Annotated in this window: 12 protein-coding genes and 2 pseudogenes; 5 read left to right on the top strand and 9 right to left on the bottom strand. The window is 64.0% G+C overall.

What is annotated here, in order from left to right:
- Positions 1-2,133: a sensor histidine kinase gene (locus XdyCFBP7245_RS20830; protein WP_170068733.1), complete on the bottom strand. Its 2,133-nt coding sequence runs from the start codon at positions 2,131-2,133 to the stop codon at positions 1-3.
- A 119-nt stretch (positions 2,134-2,252) separates the two neighbouring features.
- Between XdyCFBP7245_RS20830 and XdyCFBP7245_RS20825 the strand changes: the two genes are divergently transcribed.
- Positions 2,253-5,039 carry a bifunctional diguanylate cyclase/phosphodiesterase gene (locus XdyCFBP7245_RS20825; protein ID WP_211287760.1) on the top strand — a complete coding sequence of 929 codons (2,787 nt, stop codon included), beginning with the start codon at positions 2,253-2,255 and terminating at the stop codon, positions 5,037-5,039.
- A 435-nt stretch (positions 5,040-5,474) separates the two neighbouring features.
- Here the strand turns inward: XdyCFBP7245_RS20825 and XdyCFBP7245_RS20820 are convergent, their stop codons facing one another.
- Positions 5,475-5,732 carry a hypothetical protein gene (locus tag XdyCFBP7245_RS20820; RefSeq protein ID WP_244907876.1) on the bottom strand — a complete coding sequence of 86 codons (258 nt, stop codon included), beginning with the start codon at positions 5,730-5,732 and terminating at the stop codon, positions 5,475-5,477.
- A gap of 118 nt (positions 5,733-5,850) precedes the next feature.
- Here XdyCFBP7245_RS20820 and XdyCFBP7245_RS20815 point away from each other — a divergent pair, with 118 nt between their 5' ends.
- Entirely contained in the window at positions 5,851-6,156 is a 306-nt protein-coding gene (locus XdyCFBP7245_RS20815) for a hypothetical protein (RefSeq protein ID WP_104617309.1), read from the top strand.
- Positions 6,157-6,450: 294 nt separating this feature from the next.
- Here the strand turns inward: XdyCFBP7245_RS20815 and XdyCFBP7245_RS20810 are convergent, their stop codons facing one another.
- From XdyCFBP7245_RS20810 to XdyCFBP7245_RS20790, 5 genes are all read right to left on the bottom strand, one after another.
- Complete coding sequence (locus XdyCFBP7245_RS20810; RefSeq protein ID WP_104617308.1) at positions 6,451-6,738, bottom strand: hypothetical protein; 288 nt, start codon at positions 6,736-6,738, stop codon at positions 6,451-6,453.
- An 86-nt stretch (positions 6,739-6,824) separates the two neighbouring features.
- Positions 6,825-8,015 carry a methyl-accepting chemotaxis protein gene (locus XdyCFBP7245_RS20805; RefSeq protein WP_055854408.1) on the bottom strand — a complete coding sequence of 397 codons (1,191 nt, stop codon included), beginning with the start codon at positions 8,013-8,015 and terminating at the stop codon, positions 6,825-6,827.
- Positions 8,016-8,159: 144 nt separating this feature from the next.
- Entirely contained in the window at positions 8,160-8,774 is a 615-nt protein-coding gene (gene hflD / locus XdyCFBP7245_RS20800; protein ID WP_104617307.1) for a high frequency lysogenization protein HflD, read from the bottom strand.
- Entirely contained in the window at positions 8,774-9,910 is a 1,137-nt protein-coding gene (gene mnmA, locus XdyCFBP7245_RS20795) for a tRNA 2-thiouridine(34) synthase MnmA (RefSeq protein ID WP_104617306.1), read from the bottom strand. The genes hflD and mnmA overlap by 1 nt, the downstream gene beginning before the upstream one ends.
- Positions 9,907-10,365: an NUDIX hydrolase gene (locus XdyCFBP7245_RS20790; RefSeq protein WP_104617305.1), complete on the bottom strand. Its 459-nt coding sequence runs from the start codon at positions 10,363-10,365 to the stop codon at positions 9,907-9,909. The genes mnmA and XdyCFBP7245_RS20790 overlap by 4 nt, the downstream gene beginning before the upstream one ends.
- Before the next feature lie 250 nt (positions 10,366-10,615).
- Here XdyCFBP7245_RS20790 and clpS point away from each other — a divergent pair, with 250 nt between their 5' ends.
- Positions 10,616-10,936: an ATP-dependent Clp protease adapter ClpS gene (gene clpS / locus XdyCFBP7245_RS20785; RefSeq protein ID WP_016901748.1), complete on the top strand. Its 321-nt coding sequence runs from the start codon at positions 10,616-10,618 to the stop codon at positions 10,934-10,936.
- A 142-nt stretch (positions 10,937-11,078) separates the two neighbouring features.
- Complete coding sequence (gene clpA / locus XdyCFBP7245_RS20780; protein WP_104617304.1) at positions 11,079-13,361, top strand: ATP-dependent Clp protease ATP-binding subunit ClpA; 2,283 nt, start codon at positions 11,079-11,081, stop codon at positions 13,359-13,361.
- A gap of 491 nt (positions 13,362-13,852) precedes the next feature.
- Here the strand turns inward: clpA and XdyCFBP7245_RS20770 are convergent.
- Positions 13,853-16,846, bottom strand: a pseudogene (locus tag XdyCFBP7245_RS20770) (Tn3 family transposase).
- 8 nt (positions 16,847-16,854) lie between these two features.
- Positions 16,855-18,129: pseudogene (locus XdyCFBP7245_RS20765) on the bottom strand (site-specific integrase).
- 192 nt (positions 18,130-18,321) lie between these two features.
- Between XdyCFBP7245_RS20765 and XdyCFBP7245_RS20760 the strand changes: the two are divergent.
- Positions 18,322-18,430, top strand: a 109-nt coding sequence (locus XdyCFBP7245_RS20760; protein WP_170068731.1) for a DNA-binding protein, incomplete at its 3' end; no start/stop codon positions are given.

The raw sequence follows: 18,430 nt of genomic DNA, 5'->3' as shown, positions 1-18,430 counted from the left end.
TCAACGTCCACCATCTTCGTGGACGGACTCGCCGGCCGGGTGATAGGGCAGGCGCAACGTCACGCGCGTGCCTGCTCCGGGAGCTGAGTCTATCGCGAGCACGCCACCGACGGTTTGCGCACGCTCACGCATCACGATCAGTCCAAGTCCGCGCGGGCCTTCCGGCTCGAAGCCATCGCCGTCATCGCTGACTTCCAGACGGAAACTCTCGCTGTCGATCGATTGCAGACTCATGCGCACTTCGCCGGCGCATGCGTGCCGCAAGGCATTGGTGAGGCTTTCCTGCGCAATCCGGAAGCAGGCCTGCTCGATCTCGTTGCCCGGGCGCACGTCGAGCGCCTGGATGTCCAGTTCCAGGCGCACTTGCGAGGCGCGGAACAGCATCGACGCCTGCCAGCGCAGCGCCGCTTCCAGCCCCAGCGCGTCGAGTTGCGGCGGACGCAACAGCATCGACAGATTGCGCAGCTTGGTCACGGTGGAATCGGCCAGCGACACCACTTCCAGCAGATCTTCGCGACGTGCGACCGGGTCGAGCTCGTCCAGCGCCGCATGCGCAGACAACTTCATCGCGGTGATCGCCTGGCCGATGTCGTCGTGCAGATCGCGCGAGATCGCGCGGCGTTCGTCCTCCTGCAGCGAGAACAGGCGCTTGGCCATCGCCTGCAATTCGGCATTGCTCTCGGCCAGCGCGTCGCGCATGCGCTCGGGCTCGCTCAGATCGCGCACCACCAGCAGCTTGCAGCTGCGCCCGCCGTAACGGATATCGCCGGCCGACAGGCCCGCGTAGAACGTGCTGCCATCGCGACGGCGCATTGCCCGCGCACTGGACACCGGCTCATTGCGATCGCTGCCGGCACGCAGATACTCGCGAACCACCGACAGGTCGGAATCGCCGACCAGCGTCTGCAGCGGCTCGCCCAGAATGGTTTCGCCCTGAAAGCCGAACTGCGTGGAGCCGGCGGCATTGGCGTACATCACGTGCTCGTCGGCGAGGATCAGCACGCCGTCCGGCAGCACCCGCACCAACTCGCGGAACTGTTCTTCGCGCTCGCGCAGCAGACGCCGCGACTGTTCGCGCTCGCTGACATCCTGCAAGGTGCCGTGCACATGGCTTGCGCCGCTGGGCAGGGTCACGCTTTCAGCCCGCAGATGTACGGTGCGCGGCTGCGAGTCGCCACCGGTGAGCGGTAGCAGCACATCGATCTGCACCTCGCCGCCGGTACACATGTCTTCGATCATGCGTTCGATGCGCGTCTGGGTGGCGGTGTCGGATGCGGTCAGCAGCTCTTCCAGCCGATGTTCGCGCCGATGCATCGGCACGCTGCGCCCCAGGATGCGATACACCGCCGACGAATAGCGGCCCAGGCCGGTGGCGCGATCCAGCTGCCACGAACCCAGGCGCGCGATACCTTGGGCTTCTTCCAGGCGCTCCAGCGCTTCGTCGCGCAGATGCTGCGCCTGGCGTTCTTCGCTGCGGTCCACCGTCACCACCAGACGGGCAGGGCCGCTGGCCAGATGCAACTGATTGCTGCGCACCTCGACATGCCGCAGCCCGCTGCGGGTCAGCAGGTCTTCGTTCAATACGCAGGTGGCATCGCCCTTGCCGCGGATCTGCGTGATGATGTCTTCCAGCCGCGCGCCATCGGCGTTGGGCCAGACCGCCTGCAGCGTCTGCTGCAGGAATTCGTCGCGCTCCCAGCCGAAGAACTCCAGCGCCGCCGGGTTGGCGTCGAGGATGCGCATGGTGGCCAGGTCGTAGATGAAGGCCGGGCTGGGCAGGGCCAGGAACTTGGCCTGCAGCAGGGCTTCGGACTGCGCCAGTTGCGCATGCTCTTCCACGATCAAGGTCATGAAGCGCCGCAGCACCAGATGGATCACGATGCTCGATACCAGCAGGAAGCTGGCATCGGACCAGCGCTCCGGTACCGCCGCGCCAGCCAGGTTGAGCAATCGGTTGCCCAGCAACAGCCACACCACCCCGATCAGCAGGTACAGCCCGGTCAGCGTCCACAGGCCTTGCTGCAAGCGTTCGGCCAGGCGAAGTCGGGACACGGGAGGGGACGAGAACGCGGGCGCTGCGACAGGTTGGTGCATGGGTCCGCGGACGACCTTTGGAGCTGGCGATGTCGACATATTAGCCGTAACTCGTCACGGTTCGGTCGCGCTGGACACACCTGCCTCAACTAATCCGCTGGACGGCCGTTATCCATTGCGACCCCGAGGCAGGGGTCGATTCTTCGGAGTGTTCCAGAGTGGACTCAGGCGTCATTGCAAGCATGCTGCAGCACCCGCTGACCTCAGCGGTGGTGTTGTTGGATGCGCATGGCCAGCCCCTGGCGGCCAATCGCGTTGCGCAGTCCCTCGGGCTGCCGGCAACCCTTGGTGCGTATGCCGAAGTGCTGGAGAGCAGCCGTGCCCAGGTGGTCGACACCGGTGGCATGGCGGCCTGTGTGTTGCCGAGAACTGGCGGCGGACGGCTGGAAGGCTGGCTGCGCGCGGTCTGCGACGAGCATGGCCAGATCATGGCCTTCACCCTGAGCATTCCCGAGCCGATGGGCGCCGATGGCACCAGCCGCTGGGAAATAGGCCTGGACAGCGCCGACCACGGTTTGTGGGATTGGGACATCCCCGCCGACGTGGTGTACCGCTCGGAGCGCTGGACCCGGATGCTCGGCTATTCGGAGCAACCGCTGCCGAACAATCTCACCGCGTTGTCCGGGCTGATTCATCCCGACGACCACGCGCAGGTCAGCGCTGCCGTCCAGGCGCATCTGGATGGGCGTACCGATACCTACGTGGCCGAATTTCGGCTGCGCCAGCACGACGGCCAATGGCGCTGGATCCTCGATCGCGGCCGCGTGGTCTCGCGCACCGCCGATGGCCGCCCGCTGCGCATGGTCGGCACCCATACCGACGTGCATCACCAAAAATTGCTCGAGCAGCAACTGCGCGAGCAGCAGGCCCAGCTCGAAGAGGCCCAGCGCATCGCCAGCATGGGCAGCTGGAGCTGGGATTCGCTGAAGGACCAGCTGTGGATCTCGCAGGATTTCCTGCAGCAGCTGGGCATGACCCAGCTGCCCCTGCATGGGATTCGCGACCTGTTGCGTCTGCTCGCCAGGCCCTCGATTGCGCAACTGCGCGGTGCCTGGCGCAAGATCAAACACGAAGGCCTGCCGGTGGATTTCGAGCTGGAGGTGAACGGCCTGCTCGGCGTCAATCCGCATCATCTGCGGGTCTGGGCGCAACCGGTGTTCGATGGCGACGGCAGCATGGTGCGTGTGCTCGGCCAGCTGCAGAACGTCACCGAACAGCGGCAGACCGATGCGCTGATTCGCTGGCGCACCGAACTGCTCAATCGCGTTTCCGCATTGGGCAGGATCGGCGGCTGCGAAATCGAGGTCGATACCCGTCGCATGCAGTGGACCGAGGAGTGCTACCGCATCCACGGCCTGCGCAAGGAAAACATCACCCTGGAGCAGGCGCTTGCGCTGTACACCCAGGATTCGCGCGACGCCTTCGAAGCGGCGCTGCTACGCATTTCCGATGGCGGCCTGCCCGAGCAGCTGGAGCTGTGCTTCTATCGCAACTCCGGTCAACGCATCTGGGTGCAGGTGCTGATCGAACTTGACCGCCGTGAAGGCTTGCCGCCGCGATTTGTCGCCCTGTTCCGCGATGTCACCCGCGAGCGCGAAGCCAACGAGCGTATCGAGCTGCTGGCGCACTACGACCGCCTGACCGGGCTGCCGAACCGCTTTCTGCTGCGCGAGCAGGCCGAAAACGCCATCCGCGAGGCCAACGAGCGCGGCCAGGTACTGGCCATGCTGCTGATCGATCTGGATGGTTTCAAGAGCATCAACGACTCGTTCGGCCATGCCACCGGCGACAACCTGCTCAAGCTCGCTTCGGCGCGCCTGCATCAGCATCTGCGCAACAGCGATCTGTTCGGACGTTTCAGCGACGACGAATTCATCGTGCTGCTGAGCGATCTCTCCGAGCCGGAAGATGCCGGCCACGTTGCGCGCAAGTTGATCAGCGCGCTCGGCGAGCCGCTGCGCAAGGACCATGTCACCCTCAAACTCGGCGCCAGCATCGGCATTGCGCTGCAGGGCGAGGGTCTGTCGGACTTCGACAGCCTGCTGCGCGCCGCCGATGCGGCGATGTATGCGGCCAAGGAATCCGGCCGCAACACCTTCCACTATTACAGCCAGGATGTGCTGCTGCGTGCGCAGCGCCGTCTGGAGCTCGAGCATGCGCTGCAAGGTGCACTCGAGCGCGAAGAGTTCACGCTGGTCTATCAGCCGCTGGTCAACACCGTGGGCGACGCATCGCCGGCGATCGAAGCGCTGATGCGCTGGAATCGCCCAGGCCATGGCCCGTGCAGCCCGGTCGAATTCATTCCGATCGCCGAAGAGTGCGGCGAGATCGTGCGTCTTGGCGAATGGGTGATCGGCGAGGCCTGCCGCCAGGCGGTGGTCTGGGACCGCGCCGGGCTCCATTTCAGCCGCATCGCGGTCAATGTCTCGGCCGTGCAGTTGCGCGAACGCGGCTTTGCCGAGCGCGTGCTTGAAATCTGCCGCGATAACAGCTGGCCGCCGTCGCGGCTGGAACTGGAATTGACCGAATCTGCGCTGATTCGCGATTCGGACTCGCTGCGCCGTTGTTTCGAATTGTTCGAGCAGAACGGCGTGCTGCTGGCGGTGGACGACTTCGGTACCGGCTTTTCGAACCTGCATTACCTCAACCGCTTCCCGGTGCAGCGCCTGAAGATCGATCGCAGCTTCGTACAGGGCATGCTCGACGATGCCAACACCGCCGAGGTCACCCAGGCCATCGTGCATCTTGGCCACGCGCTAGGCATGCAGGTGGTCGCCGAAGGTGTGGAGACCGTGCAGGAAGACGCCTTGCTACGCCAGCAGGGCTGCGACGAGATCCAGGGCTATTTCTACTCGCGCCCGTTGTCGCCGCGCGACATGGCGCAGTGGCTGCGCGAAGCCGAAGCCGGCATGCGTCTGGGTGCGCGCTTGGTGATCGCCAGCTGAGGCATAGGCCTAGCTGTCACCGGCAGCCTTGATGGTGCGACATGGCGGCAGAGGTGTGTCGCTGCTTGATACGCCGATGCGGCATACGCTCATTACGACAGGTTTCAAGCTTGCCTAGCGCAAGCGACTGCGTGGATGCGCAAGAGTGTCCCATCACATTTGCCCCCACGCGCCGATAGATGCGCGTTTTCGCACAACACCGCATACGATTGGATGCGCGCCTCGCAGTGGATGTCACTGCTATCCGGACCGTCATGGCTATCTGCGATAGCGTCCTGCTAGACCATCAGTCCGGATCCGGCTGCGCCGCGGCGCCAACCGTCATGGCCGATGTCCGGCACGTTCAGTGATCGCATCCGCATGCCGCCCTGGCGTGTTGTCAGTGGTGCACGTGAAATCCGCAAGCCAGCCCGCTCAACCGCTCCGGCGCAGTTTTCATTCCGGCGCAAATAAAAGTTCGCGCCTCCAGATCAGCGGCGTTGTTTCTCTTTGTTTGTCTGGGAAGAACAGGGATAAATAGCCTGCTGCGATGGCGCGGTCGCGGAGTTTCAGACCGACGCCTTCTGCGGTCGACACGGATACGGCGGTCACCTTGCCTTGCGCATCGACCGTCATGTCCCACACAAGGCGGCCACTCCACTGGCTCTGGGGAATCGATGCATCATAGTTCGGTCGGCCCACGACATAAGGCATTCCAGGGTCGGTGGACAGTGGCGAATCTTCAAGCCTGGCATGGACCTGTACCGTACTTTCCCCAATGCGTCCGTCGCCGGTCTTTGCTTGGAAGGTCCAATAGGCCTGGCGCTCTCCCGTGGCCCAGATCGGCGCCGTAGCACTGCTTTGCGCCACGATAGTCAGGGTACTGATGGCTCGAGACTTCCTGCCCGGATGCGTCGAAGGCCTTCAACACCAACCCGCCGACATCGGTATCGGCAAGATCGGTTGCGACACAGACCTGGTGATGGTGCTGACCATTGGTCAGGAATTGGTTGGTTTGCTGGCGTGCAATCGAGTGAGGCGGCCGGGCCTCCCAGAGGAATTCAAGATAGACACTCTCGCTTGCCGCAGCGGCGGCAGCTACTGCGACCGCGGGCTGGAGCGCTGCTGCAGCCAATAAAACCAAACGACTTGCGTTCATGGAGATCCAGCACGCTCAACCTGAGGACGAACGCGATCTTCCCATGCTGATCGGCAATGGGGCGGCGCCCCGAGAGTGATGAGCGACCTCGTCCATGTGGCTGACGAACCCTGGGTCGTGTTCGCGTATTGACCAGCAGGCGAGGCAGTTCGGCGCGTGCGGTCCGCGCAATGCCGCGTGGCTCGGAGACAACTGACAGCCGGCGAGGCTGAGATCGGGCAGTGAAAACAACCGGCGGGGCGCCTGCCGAGGCACGCCCCGCCGTTGACGGGATCAGCGTGCCGACACGCCGACGGCGGCGCCGTCCAGCCCGAGATCCCACGCCACGGTCGCAAACAGCAGGTCGTTTTCGCTGCAATCGCGGCGCGGGTTGATCAAGGCCTTGATTTCCGTGCGGGCGGCCAGCTCCAGCCGTTCCAGTGCGGCCGGCAACCGTACTCGCCGCAGCACCGGCTTGGCCGCTTCGCTTTGCGCGATGCGCTCGGCATGGGCGGTGGCCAAGGCTGCTGCCTGCAATGCGGCAGTGGGGTCGGTATCGATAGTGGGGGCAAGAAGCGTCATGAGCGGAACACCGGGTCGTTACGGAACGACAAATCCCCGGAAGGCCGGGGAATGTCGGGATCAGAAGCTGCGGGCAGCCATCGGTCTTAGAACAACTCGACCGTGCCGGCACCCATGCCCTGCTGTGCGACCGGCTTGTGCGGCGGGCGTTCCCACTCCACACGCATGTCGCGCAGACGGCTGGACACCTTGGCCAGCGACGCAACCAGGTCGCTGTCGTACACGCCGCCATTGCGATGCAGCAGTTCCTGCAGCGCCACCGCCTCACGGTTGATCGCGGTGAGGCGATCGAGGTGGGTGTGGATGCCGCTCAACGTCTGCGTGGCGATGTCCTCGAACTGCAGGGCGCGGACGGCTTCGGCCACGCTGCCGTCGATTGAGCGAGCGCACTCGGAGATTTCGCGCATGCCATCGCCCAACGAGGCGTTGATCTGAGCGACGTTCTCCAGCATGGCGGCCGATTCATGGCGCGCCTCGCGGGAGCGGTCCATGTGACGCGATGCCAGCTGCGAGACCGTTTCACGCACCTTGGCGATCGATTCCTTGGAGCTGTGTGCCAGCTTGCGGATCTGTTCGTTGAAGGTGGTGGAACGTTCGGACAGGTTGCGCACCTCGTCGGCGACCACCGCGAAGCCGCGACCGGCTTCACCGGCACGTGCTGCTTCGATGGCGGCGTTCAATGCCAGCAGGTTGGTCTGGTCGGCGATCGACTTGACGTCTTCCAGCAACGCGAAGATGCCATCCAGATGCTGCGCCATCTCATCGATGTGATGGACGGTGTTGGTGCTCTGGCCGCTCACCTGTTCCAGCGCTTCCACCAATTGCTCCATGCGGGAGCTGGCGTGCTGGGCGAAGCGGGCGACATCGACGCCGGCACTGCCATCGTCGCCTGCGCGGTCGACGATGCGGGCCAGTGCCTGGCTTTGCTGGCGCGACTTGCGGTTCATCGATTCGAAGCTGCCACCAAGACCGGACACGGCCTGGCGGATCAGTTCGCGGGCACGCTCGACTTCCGAGCGCGAACCATCGACTTCGTTGCTGACGAACGTACGCAGTTCGTTGAGCAGTTGGTCCTGCTCGCGCAGGATGCGGGTCTGGTCCGGGTTGCGCCGGAACTGGGAATACGTCACCCAGGCAGCGAAAACCAACCAACTAAGGGTCATGGTCGCCAGGATCGCCCAGCGCACCGAGGCGGGCCAGTCGAATCCGACAGCGAAGGGAAACAGCAAGGTCAGGGCCAAAGGAGCGGCTAGACGGATGAGTGGACGTGAATACATGGGCGTTCTCGGCAGAGTCACGGTTGCTGTATCGGCACTACCCCCGTGGTCTTTAGCGACGATCGCCATCTCGTCTTGCCCATGCGCTTGCGGTCGGTGGGCGCTAACGCCCTTTGCGGGCGCCTGAAACCGCATTTGCGTCGCTTAGCGCAGCGCGCGGTCCACCGCTTCGCTCATCGCGCGTTTGGCGAACAAAAAATCCCACAAGCTGCCCCCCATCTGCCGCCACAGCACCGCCGAGCGTACCGCTGCCAGCAACAATGCGCGGATTTCCGCCACCACGCCTGCCTGGCCCAGGTAATGCGGGTTGCCCTGCACCATGACTTTGGGGCGCAAGTGGCTGATGGTCTGCGCGTACAACCCGCCCAGTGCACTGAGCACATCCGGGTGAGCGCTGTCGTTCAGGTTCTGCGCCTGGCGGGCAGCGGCCTCGATGCCGCCGGACACCGTGGACACTGTCGTGGTGTCGCGCACGAAGCGGCGCTCCAGTTGCAGCACCGCCAGCGCCAGGCGCGGCAGCACATCGTCCTGAGCCTGGTTGCGGAAGTAGTTGTGCAACAGGCGCAGACCGGGCGCCACCGCCGCGGCCGAGCCGTAAACTGCCTCCGGCGAGGCTGCATCCACCCGGAACACACTGTCCATGGCGGTGCGCACCGTCGCCGCTTCCGAATGGCCGGTCTCGGCAATCCGCCGCACCTGCTGCAAGGCCTGGGCGACGCCGGCAAGGGCCAGCACACGGTGATCCATGGAAACACTCATCAAGCCACACCCTCAAGAGGAAAAGAAGATCCCGCCAGCTGGCGTTCCAGCGGCGCATCGGTGGCGGCAATGACCCCACCGCCCAGGCATTCCTCGCCGTCGTACAACACCAGCGACTGCCCGGGCGTTACCGCCCGCTGCGGCCGCTCAAAACGCACCTGCACGCTGCCGTCGTCCTGCACGTCCACCGTGCACGGCTCGTCCGGCTGCCGATAGCGGGTCTGCGCCGTGCAGCTGAAGCGACGCGCAGGCGGCGCGCCGGTCACCCAATGGGCCTGCTCGGATTGCAGCCAGCGCGACTGCAGCAATGGGCTGTCGCGGTCCTGATCCACGTACAGCACGTTGCTGGCCACATCCTTGCCGACCACGTACCAGGGCGCTGCCGCCCGGCCACGCACGCCGCCGATATTCAGGCCCTCGCGCTGACCCAGGGTGAAGTAGAACACCCCCGGATGGTCGGCAATGCGTTGCCCCTGCGGGTCGCGGATCTCGCCGGTGCGGGCGGGCAGGTAGCGCCCCAGAAATTCGCGGAAGTCGCGCTCGCCGATAAAGCAGATCCCGGTGGAATCCTTCTTGGCGTGGGTCGGCAGACCGGCGTCCTGGGCAATGCGGCGCAGCGTGCTCTTTTCCAGATCGCCGATCGGGAACAGGGTTGCGGCCAGTTGGGTCTGCCCCAGTTGGTGCAGGAAATAGCTCTGGTCCTTGCCACGGTCTGCCCCACGCAGCAGCCGCCAGCGTCCTCCGCTGTAGGCCACCTGCGCGTAATGGCCGGTGGCGATGCGCTCGGCGCCCAGCGCCTGGGCAGCGTCCAGGAAATGCTTGAACTTGACCTCGCGGTTGCACAACACATCCGGGTTGGGCGTGCGTCCGGCGGCATATTCGGCCAGAAAGTGCTCGAACACGCCGCTCCAGTATGCGCCCGAAAAATCGCGAAAGTGGAACGGGATACCCAGCACGCCGCACACCGCGACCGCATCGCGACGGTCGTCTTCGGCGCGGCAATCGCCACTGCCGTCGTCGGCCCAATTCTGCATGAACAACCCGGCGATCGACTCGCCTTGCTGCGCCAGTTTCCACGCCGCCACCGACGAATCCACGCCACCGGACACCCCCACCACGATGCGCGGCGTGCTCATGCGACGTGCCGCACCAATGCCAGCGGGTGACGCTGTCCGGCAAGAAAGTCGGCCACCACTTCCCACACCAACGGGCTCCGCAGCCGATCGGTCGCCTCGCGTAATTCATCCGGTGTCATCCACAGCGCACGCACCACGCCGGTATCCAGGCTGCGCTCGGGGTGATGGGTCACCGCCTCGCCGACGAAAGCAAAGCGCAGGAAGCATTGGCCGCTCGGCGCCACCCATTGGTAGGTGCCGATGAAATGGGTCAGGTGTACGTCCCAGCCGGTTTCTTCCAGGGTTTCGCGCACCGCCGCATCCAGCAGGCTTTCGTTCGGCTCCAGATGGCCTGCGGGCTGGTTCAACAACAGCCTGCCGGCGATGGTTTCTTCCACCTGCAGGAACTTGCCGTCGCGCACCACCACCGTGGCCACGGTGACATCCGGGTGCCAGCGCTGTTCGGACGTGCTCATCGGTCGTGCTCCTGGGCGGGGGAGGGGCCGGCCATTGCGCCCGTCATCGCATCGGCGCCAAGGCGACCCGCACGACCGCGCAACGGGTGCAGGGGCGCGCAGGCATGCCGGGATGCTGAGGAGGACGGCGCCAGTCGCAGCGCGGTCGGGGTATCGGTCATCAAGGGCCAGCCGGGGAATCGGAGACAAATTGTGCGGGCCGCGGCGCAAATCGTCCAATGCGTGCGGCGATGAACCGTATAATGGCCCGATGCCTCGGAAGACATCTCACGAACACGATCATGGCCTCACGGTCGAAGCCAGCAAGCCTGAAGTGGCGCCACCGCCGCGTTATCAGGTGTTGCTGCTCAACGACGACTACACCCCGATGGACTTCGTGGTGACCGTGCTGCAGCAGTTTTTCAACCTCGATCTGGAGCGGGCCACCCAGGTCATGCTGCACGTCCACACGCGTGGGCGCGGCGTTTGCGGGGTCTACAGCCGCGAAGTGGCCGAGTCCAAGGTGGCGCAGGTCAACGAATTTTCGCGCATGAACCAGCACCCGCTGCTGTGCACGATGGAGCAGACCTGAGCGAGCTTGACGGCCGTTCCAGCAGTGCAACAGTGTGGCTGCAATCACGTGCTAACGCCGTCTGAACATGCCTATCCGATAGGGTTGTGGAAAATCCCAACAAAAGCCGCATATTGTTGGCAACAGCCGTTCGGAGTTACCAATGTTCAGCAAAGACCTAGAGCAAACAATCGGCCAGTGCTACAAGCGAGCACGCGAGGCGCGTCATGAGTTCATGACCGTCGAGCACCTGCTGCTCTCGCTGCTGGACAACCCTTCCGCGCAAGCCGTCCTCAAGGCCTGCGGGGCGGACCAGCTGCGGCTGCACAACGACCTGGAACAGGCGATCGAGGCCTCGGTCTCGCGTCTGGCCGAAGATGATGGCCGCGACACCCAGCCCACCCTGGGCTTCCAGCGTGTGCTGCAGCGTGCGGTTTACCACGTGCAGTCCTCGGGCAAGAAGGAGGTCACCGGCGCCAACGTGCTGGTCGCGATCTTCGGCGAAAAAGACTCGCATGCGGTGTACTTCCTGAATCAGCAGGACATCACCCGCCTGGATATCGTCAATTACCTGTCCCACGGCATTGCCAAGCTCGGCGAAGACGGCGAGCAGCCGTCTGCGTCCGACGGCGAGCCCAAGAGCGAGGGCGGGGAGGGCGAGGCCAAGGGAGACGCGCTGGCCGAGTACGCCACCAACCTCAACGAGCAGGCGCGCAACGGCAAGATCGACCCGCTGGTCGGCCGCGCCGACGAGATCGAGCGCACCATCCAGGTGCTGTGCCGCCGCCGCAAGAACAACCCGCTGTACGTGGGCGAGGCCGGCGTGGGCAAGACTGCGATCGCCGAAGGCCTGGCCAAGCGCATCGTCGATAACGACGTGCCGGAAGTACTTGCCGACGCGGTGATCTTCTCGCTGGACCTGGGCGCGCTGGTTGCCGGCACCAAGTACCGCGGCGACTTCGAAAAGCGCCTCAAAGGGGTGCTGACCGCGTTGAAGAAGGTGCCCAATGCGGTGCTGTTCATCGACGAGATTCACACCATCATCGGCGCCGGCTCTGCCTCGGGCGGCACCATGGATGCCTCCAACCTGATCAAGCCGGCGTTGGCGTCGGGCGAGCTGCGCTGCATCGGCTCGACCACGTTCCAGGAATATCGCGGCATCTTCGAGAAGGATCGGGCGCTGGCGCGGCGCTTCCAGAAGATCGATATCGTCGAGCCGACCGTCGGCGAAACCTTCGAAATCCTGCAGGGCCTCAAGCCCAAGTACGAAGCGCACCACGGCGTGACCTATGCCGACGATGCGTTGCAGGCGGCGGTGGACCTGTCGGTCAAGCACATTGGCGATCGTTTGTTGCCGGACAAGGCCATCGACGTGATGGACGAGGCCGGTGCGCGTCAGCGCCTGCTGCCCGATGGCGTGCGTAAGGAGCTGATCGACATCGAGGAGATCGAAACCATCGTCGCCAAGATGGCGCGCATCCCGGCCAAGCAGGTGAGCGCGACCGACAAGGACGTGCTGCAGCACCTGGAGCGCAACCTCAAGATGGTGATCTTCGGGCAGAACCCGGCGATCGAAACGCTGGCCGGCTCGATCAAGCTGGCGCGCTCTGGCCTGGCCAACCCGGAAAAGCCGATCGGCAACTTCCTGTTCGCCGGCCCCACCGGTGTCGGCAAGACCGAGGTGACCAAGCAGCTCGCGCTGCAGCTGGGCATCGAGCTTGTGCGTTTCGATATGTCCGAGTACATGGAAGCGCATTCGATCAGCCGCCTGATCGGTGCGCCTCCGGGCTATGTCGGCTTCGATCAGGGTGGCCTGCTGACCGAGAAGATCGTCAAAACGCCGCACTGCGTGTTGCTGCTGGACGAGGTGGAAAAGGCGCACCCGGACATCTTCAACATCCTGTTGCAGGTCATGGACCGCGGCATCCTCACCGACACCAACGGGCGCGAAGCGAACTTCAAGAACGTGATCCTGGTGATGACCACCAACGCCGGTGCCACGCAGGCCTCACGTCGGTCGATCGGCTTTACCAAGCAGGATCATTCCACCGATGCGATGGAGTCGATCCGCCGCGGGTTCACGCCGGAGTTCCGCAACCGTCTGGACGCGATCGTGCAGTTCCAGGCGCTGGGCTTCGACCACATCCTGCGCGTGGTGGACAAGTTCATTATCGAGCTGGAAATGTTGCTGCAGGAAAAGCACGTCTCGCTGTCGGCCACCCCGACCGCGCGCGACTGGCTGGCCCAGCATGGCTTCGACCCATTGATGGGCGCACGCCCGATGTCGCGCGTGATCCAGGAGAAGATCAAGCGTCCGCTCGCCGACGAGCTGCTGTTCGGCAAGCTGGTGGAAGGCGGGCGGGTCAATATCGACGTCAAGGACGGTGAGCTGGTGGTGGAAGCGCATCCGGAGCCGGAGCGCCTGTTGCCGGCAACCGTCGACTGATCGATGCAGCTGGTTGACGTGTACTGGAAAAAGCCGCTCGAACGAGCGGCTTTTTTATGTCCGGAGCGCGATACCAATAGAGGGTCGGCAGGGATTCATGTAAAAAACAGCCAAAAGTGAGCTAACTTGCTGTCAGCGCAAAACTTTTTCACGGACTTGGTCATCAACTTGCTGCGTTTGGATTTGTATCTGCTGTAAAGCAGCTGGATCCTGCCCAGGGCACTCCGGATCGATCTTGAATAATCGTCATCTGCGGCTTGGCTCCACGTGGAGCACACTCAGGGGCTGAGCGCCCCGACCTATCTGTATGCGCTGAATCTGTCTTGCCCGTTGGGATAGACCCAACAGTCGTGTCACCAGCAGCCATTTCTTATCACGGCAGAAGCGAGTTCGGCGCGCACGCCTTCCAGTGCATGGACATCGTCGATCCAGCGCACCTGCTGGCGGGTCGGCAGGAATTCGCCCGGTAAAAAAAAACAGCTGATTGCGTCCTAACGCGTTGTCGCCGCAAGAATTCTCCGGGAAAAGTCGATCGGCGACACTTCCCGCTTGAGATCGAGCGTGTAGTCGCCAAACCTATTTATGTGCGAGGTCCGGTACGGCGACAGCCCGGCCAGCACTTCCGGGCTGATGTTAGCGCCGTCTCCCCGCAGCTCCGCCAACACGCGGGTCATCTGTTCCACGTTATGCAGGATGACCAGATTGGCCACCAGTTGGTTGTAGCGCACGATCTTGCGCTGCTCGTGCTGGATGTTCTCGGCGATGATGCCTTCCCCACCGAAGAATGCCCATTTGACGAAGCCGTTGAACTCCTCGCTCTTGTTGGTGGCGGCGTGGATGGTCTTGCGCACTTCGACATCGTCGATATAGCGCAGCAGGAACAAGGTGCGCACCACCTTGCCCAGCTCGCGAAACGCCCAGTACAGCTTGTTCTTGCGGCTGTAGGTGCCGAGCCGGCGCAGGATGGTGGAAGCCGTGATCTTGCCAAGTTTGATCGAGATGGCGACCCGCAACATGTCATGCAGGTGCGTCTGGATCAGCTTCCAATCGATGCTATCGCCAAACAGCGCCTGGATATTCTCGTACGTCCGATTCGGCTCCGGCCGGGAAAACACCAGGTCATTGATGTTGCGGATGCGCGGCATGAGGTTGATGCCGAGCAAATGCGCCAGTCCGAACACCGGGAAGCTCTGCGCCTGGGTGTCGCCGTGTACGGTGTCGGGCTGGACGTCGGACCGGTTGGCCAGCATCCCGTCGAGGATGTAGACCGCCTCATGCACGCCGCACGGGATGAAGTGGCTGAATAACGCGATGTACTTGTCGGACACGTGGTAGTAACCGATGCCACCGTAGCCGCCGTAGCGGATGTGGTACTCCGACAGCAGGTTCTACTCGTACACGCTCCACTTCGTGCCGTCGGCCGAGGCGCTGTTGCCACTGCCCCAGTAGCCGGGCAGCTCGAACTTATTGTATAGATTGATCACGTCGACAATCGCCTTGTCGAGCGTCTCGTCGGTGACATACTTCAGGTTCAACCACGATATCTGGCGCCGGCTGAAGCCCTTGACCGAACGCGCGGTCTGGGTCGGCCCCAGATTGCAGCCGTAGCAGAACAGCGTGGTGATCACGCGCCGCAGCAGATCGTCAACTCGCGCGTCGGTGCCGGCGATCGGGCGGAAGTGCACGTGCAGGTCCAACCAGCGGGTGGTGTCGACCAGAACATCGACGATACTGGTCGGCGGCAGACGGTCGGTAATCGCGCTGTCCACTACCGCGATCGCCTGGGTCACTTCGGTGCGCTGCAAACGCTTAAGCACCAGCCGCCCGTCGACCATACTGGCATGCAGATTGTCCGGAAAACGCGCGTCCACCGCATCGGCCATCACGGTCAGCTCGGTGCGTAGGCCCCGCACGAAGTTCGACGCATCGGTGGTGATGCCCGAGACCTCGCCGTAGGCGTCCAGTTCCTGCGCGAACGTCGTTTCGTCGACTAGCTGCTCGCGATAGTCGTCGTAGCGTTCACCGTGCGGGATGTACAGGTCGCCGGATTTGAGTTCGTCCTTGATCTGCGCGAGCACCGCCAGTTCGAAGTACTTGCGGTGGATCCAGCCGGGGCTGGCGCTAGCCAGGGTCTTGGGGATCACGTGCTTGCGCCAGGCGGCTGACAGCCACGTCAGGTCGGTGGTCACCTTCACGCCCAGGCTAGCCGCGTCGACCGCCTCGCGACGCTGGCTGCGCAGCGCGAGTACGGCACCGATCATGCGTTCCATGCTTGGGTCATGGCTGGAGGCACGCAGGCCCATGATCTCCAGGCAATTGAACAACAAAGGGCGCAACGTCCCGTAGGGTGCCAGCAGGAACGGCAGATAGTTGCGACCGGCATAGGCCATGTGTTCATCGCATTCGGCCATCAGCAGCCCGATGTCTGCGGCCAGTACCCCCTCGATCGCATCCACACGCTGGGTATCGGTACCCTCGACCTGGTAGGCCTGCAGGATCTCCCGCAGCTGGCCGATCAGCGCGTCGGCGCGCTTGCTGTGTTCGAGCTGGTAAGCGATCAACTTCTGTTGCGCGGTGTTCTCCAGGTTCTGGATCAAGCGAATAAACAGGTCGGCAGCATCGTCGAGCGTCTTGCGGTATTGCGAACGAATGAAAATCGCGGCCAGCGCGTAGCGCTTGACTGGGACCAGTTCGGTCAGCTCGCTGGCATCGAGCGCGCGGGCCATCGCCCGGAATTGCTTGAGCTTGGGCACCGAGACATCGATCGGCGGTAGCTGCTCGGCCAGAGTGCGCAGGCGCTGGACATGCTGAAGGTAATGGCGCACTTCCTTATTGGTCGGGCGTTTGGGCTCGCGCTTGAGCGCGTGCCAACCGCTTTGGTGACTGCCTGGCGGCGTCAGCAGCAGATCATCAATTAACTCTCGCATCGTCGGCGTCAGCACGTCAGCTATCTGGCGATAGTGCGCGTCGTGGACATGTTCGCGGGCGGCGATCGCGAGGCGTTCGAGCGTGCTGAATGCCGGCAACTCAAAGCGGTGATGCACCAGTTCTTCAAGCATTACGTTCACGATATCGGGCACGATGTGCTTGGTCTGCGCAGCCGTTTCAGCCACGGTGCCGAGCCAGTCTCGCCCAGCTGCATCGAGCGGACGGACATTGAGGAACACGCGCAGCTGGGACAGATGCCCGCGCTTGGCGCCGGAGGCGTCGTAGCTCGCCAATCGGTCGGCCGGCACGCGGCGCATCCCCACCGCCTGAGCGACGTGCTGCACGATGCGTTCGGGCACCTCGATCAGGGTCGTGAAATAACCCAGGCGCTGGAATAGCTTCAGGTGCAGCAGCAGGGCCAGCCGTGTTGCCGGGCCGGTAGCGATGTTCCGGACGCACTGCAGCTCCGCCGCAGTAGGCGTGTAGATATCTTGCACTTCTTTGGCGGTGGGATCGGGCTTGAGGCGCGGGTAGGCGGTTTCGTGCAGCGTGGTCATGCTCAGACTCAGTCCCAATGGCGCCCGCTTGCTTCATCGCGTAAGGCGACGGCGAGGAAGCACTGGTGGTTGTCGGCGATGCGGTGCATCTCGTCGAGCAGCATTACGATGGTTTCTTCAAAGGCCGCCTCGTCAACGGCTGCGATCGCCAACCGGTAGCGCGTGCCGGCGGCGTTGAGCCGCTGCGCCTGATGCGGTTGCAGGCAGATTTGCTCGATCAGCCGATGCGCTTTGGCCAGTCCGCGCACACGCGGGTTGAAGCGAGTCAGGGTGACGGTCGCTTCGATCGTCGTGGTCGGCCCAGGCTCGGGGACCGGCGCCGCCAGCGCAAGCAGCGGTGGCGTGACTGGCGGCAGGCTCGCCTCAATGCGCTGGCGCGCGAATGGATCGCCCCCGTCGAGGTAACGCATCGCCGAGTGCACGTCGCGCCAGCCGACCTATTCCATCAGACTCTTGATGTCCCAGCCGTTGGCGTTGGCCCAGCCGGCGAAGCCGCGTCGCAGCGAGTGGCCGCTGTAGTCGTTGGGAGAGGTCAGCCCAGCCTCGCGGAAGATCCGCCGTAGCAGCGGCACCAAACTGTTGGGGTGCAAGGCAGTGTCGGCGACAGCGGCCCACTGGTCGATCGCACGGAACACCGGGCCGTCGGTCAACGCGGCCGCCGCGATCCAGCGCGACGTCGCGGCCACCGGGCACCAGCGCGACAACGCCGGGACTTTGTAGGTGGTGCCGGCGTGCTGGCGATCGCCCTTGCTATGCGGCAAGAAGCACGTCATGCCTTCGCCAGGCACCAGGCGTAGGTGGTCAACCTGGAGGCGGGTGAGTTCATCGCCGCGGAAGCCGCGCCAGAAGCCGAGCAGCAGCAAGGCACGATCACGCAAATGCCGCAGCTCTGCGGCGCGATCGCCGCGAGACTGGGCTGCGGCCGCCGCATCTTCCAGCCATGTCGTGACCTGGCCCAGTTGGGTGAGCTGCAGGGGTGTGGCGCGTTTTTCGACGCTCGGGTGCAGGGTCTGGATGCCCTTGAGCACTTGGCGCACCACCGGCGCCCGCGTGGGGTCGACAAAGCCGTGCACCCGGTGCCACTGCGCCAGCGCCGCCAACCGATGTTTGAGCGTGTTGATCGCCAACTGGTCGGCGTAGGCGGCAAGGTAGCGCGCCACGTTGTCGGCGGTGGCCGGCAGGTGGCCGCCCCACTCGACCTCGAAATGGCGGGTTGCCGCAGCGTAAGCGCGTTCGGTGTTGGATCGGGTGGCGGCTTTCAGGTACTGCGCAACGCTGATCATCGGCTCCTCCCAGTCGCCCGATGGGCCGGGGTGTACGGGCCCGCGTGCGAGCATAGTCGAAAAATCGGGATTAGGCGGGATAATCTCAGATTATCCCGCGTGAACTCACGGCTCGCAGCTGGTTCGTCTGACGCGTTGAGTAGGGCGTAATTACGTGGTATGTAATACGTTACGAAATACGCGGAGTGACGGATGGCAAGGTCCGGGTTGTACAAAAGCGACGTGCAACGGGCACGCGATAGCCTGCGCGCAACGGGCACGCATCCGTCCGTGGACGCGGTCCGGGTGGCGCTCGGCAACA

This window comes from Xanthomonas dyei (assembly GCF_002939865.1).
Taxonomy (GTDB): domain Bacteria; phylum Pseudomonadota; class Gammaproteobacteria; order Xanthomonadales; family Xanthomonadaceae; genus Xanthomonas; species Xanthomonas dyei.
This window is presented reverse-complemented; position numbering and strand designations above follow the sequence as displayed.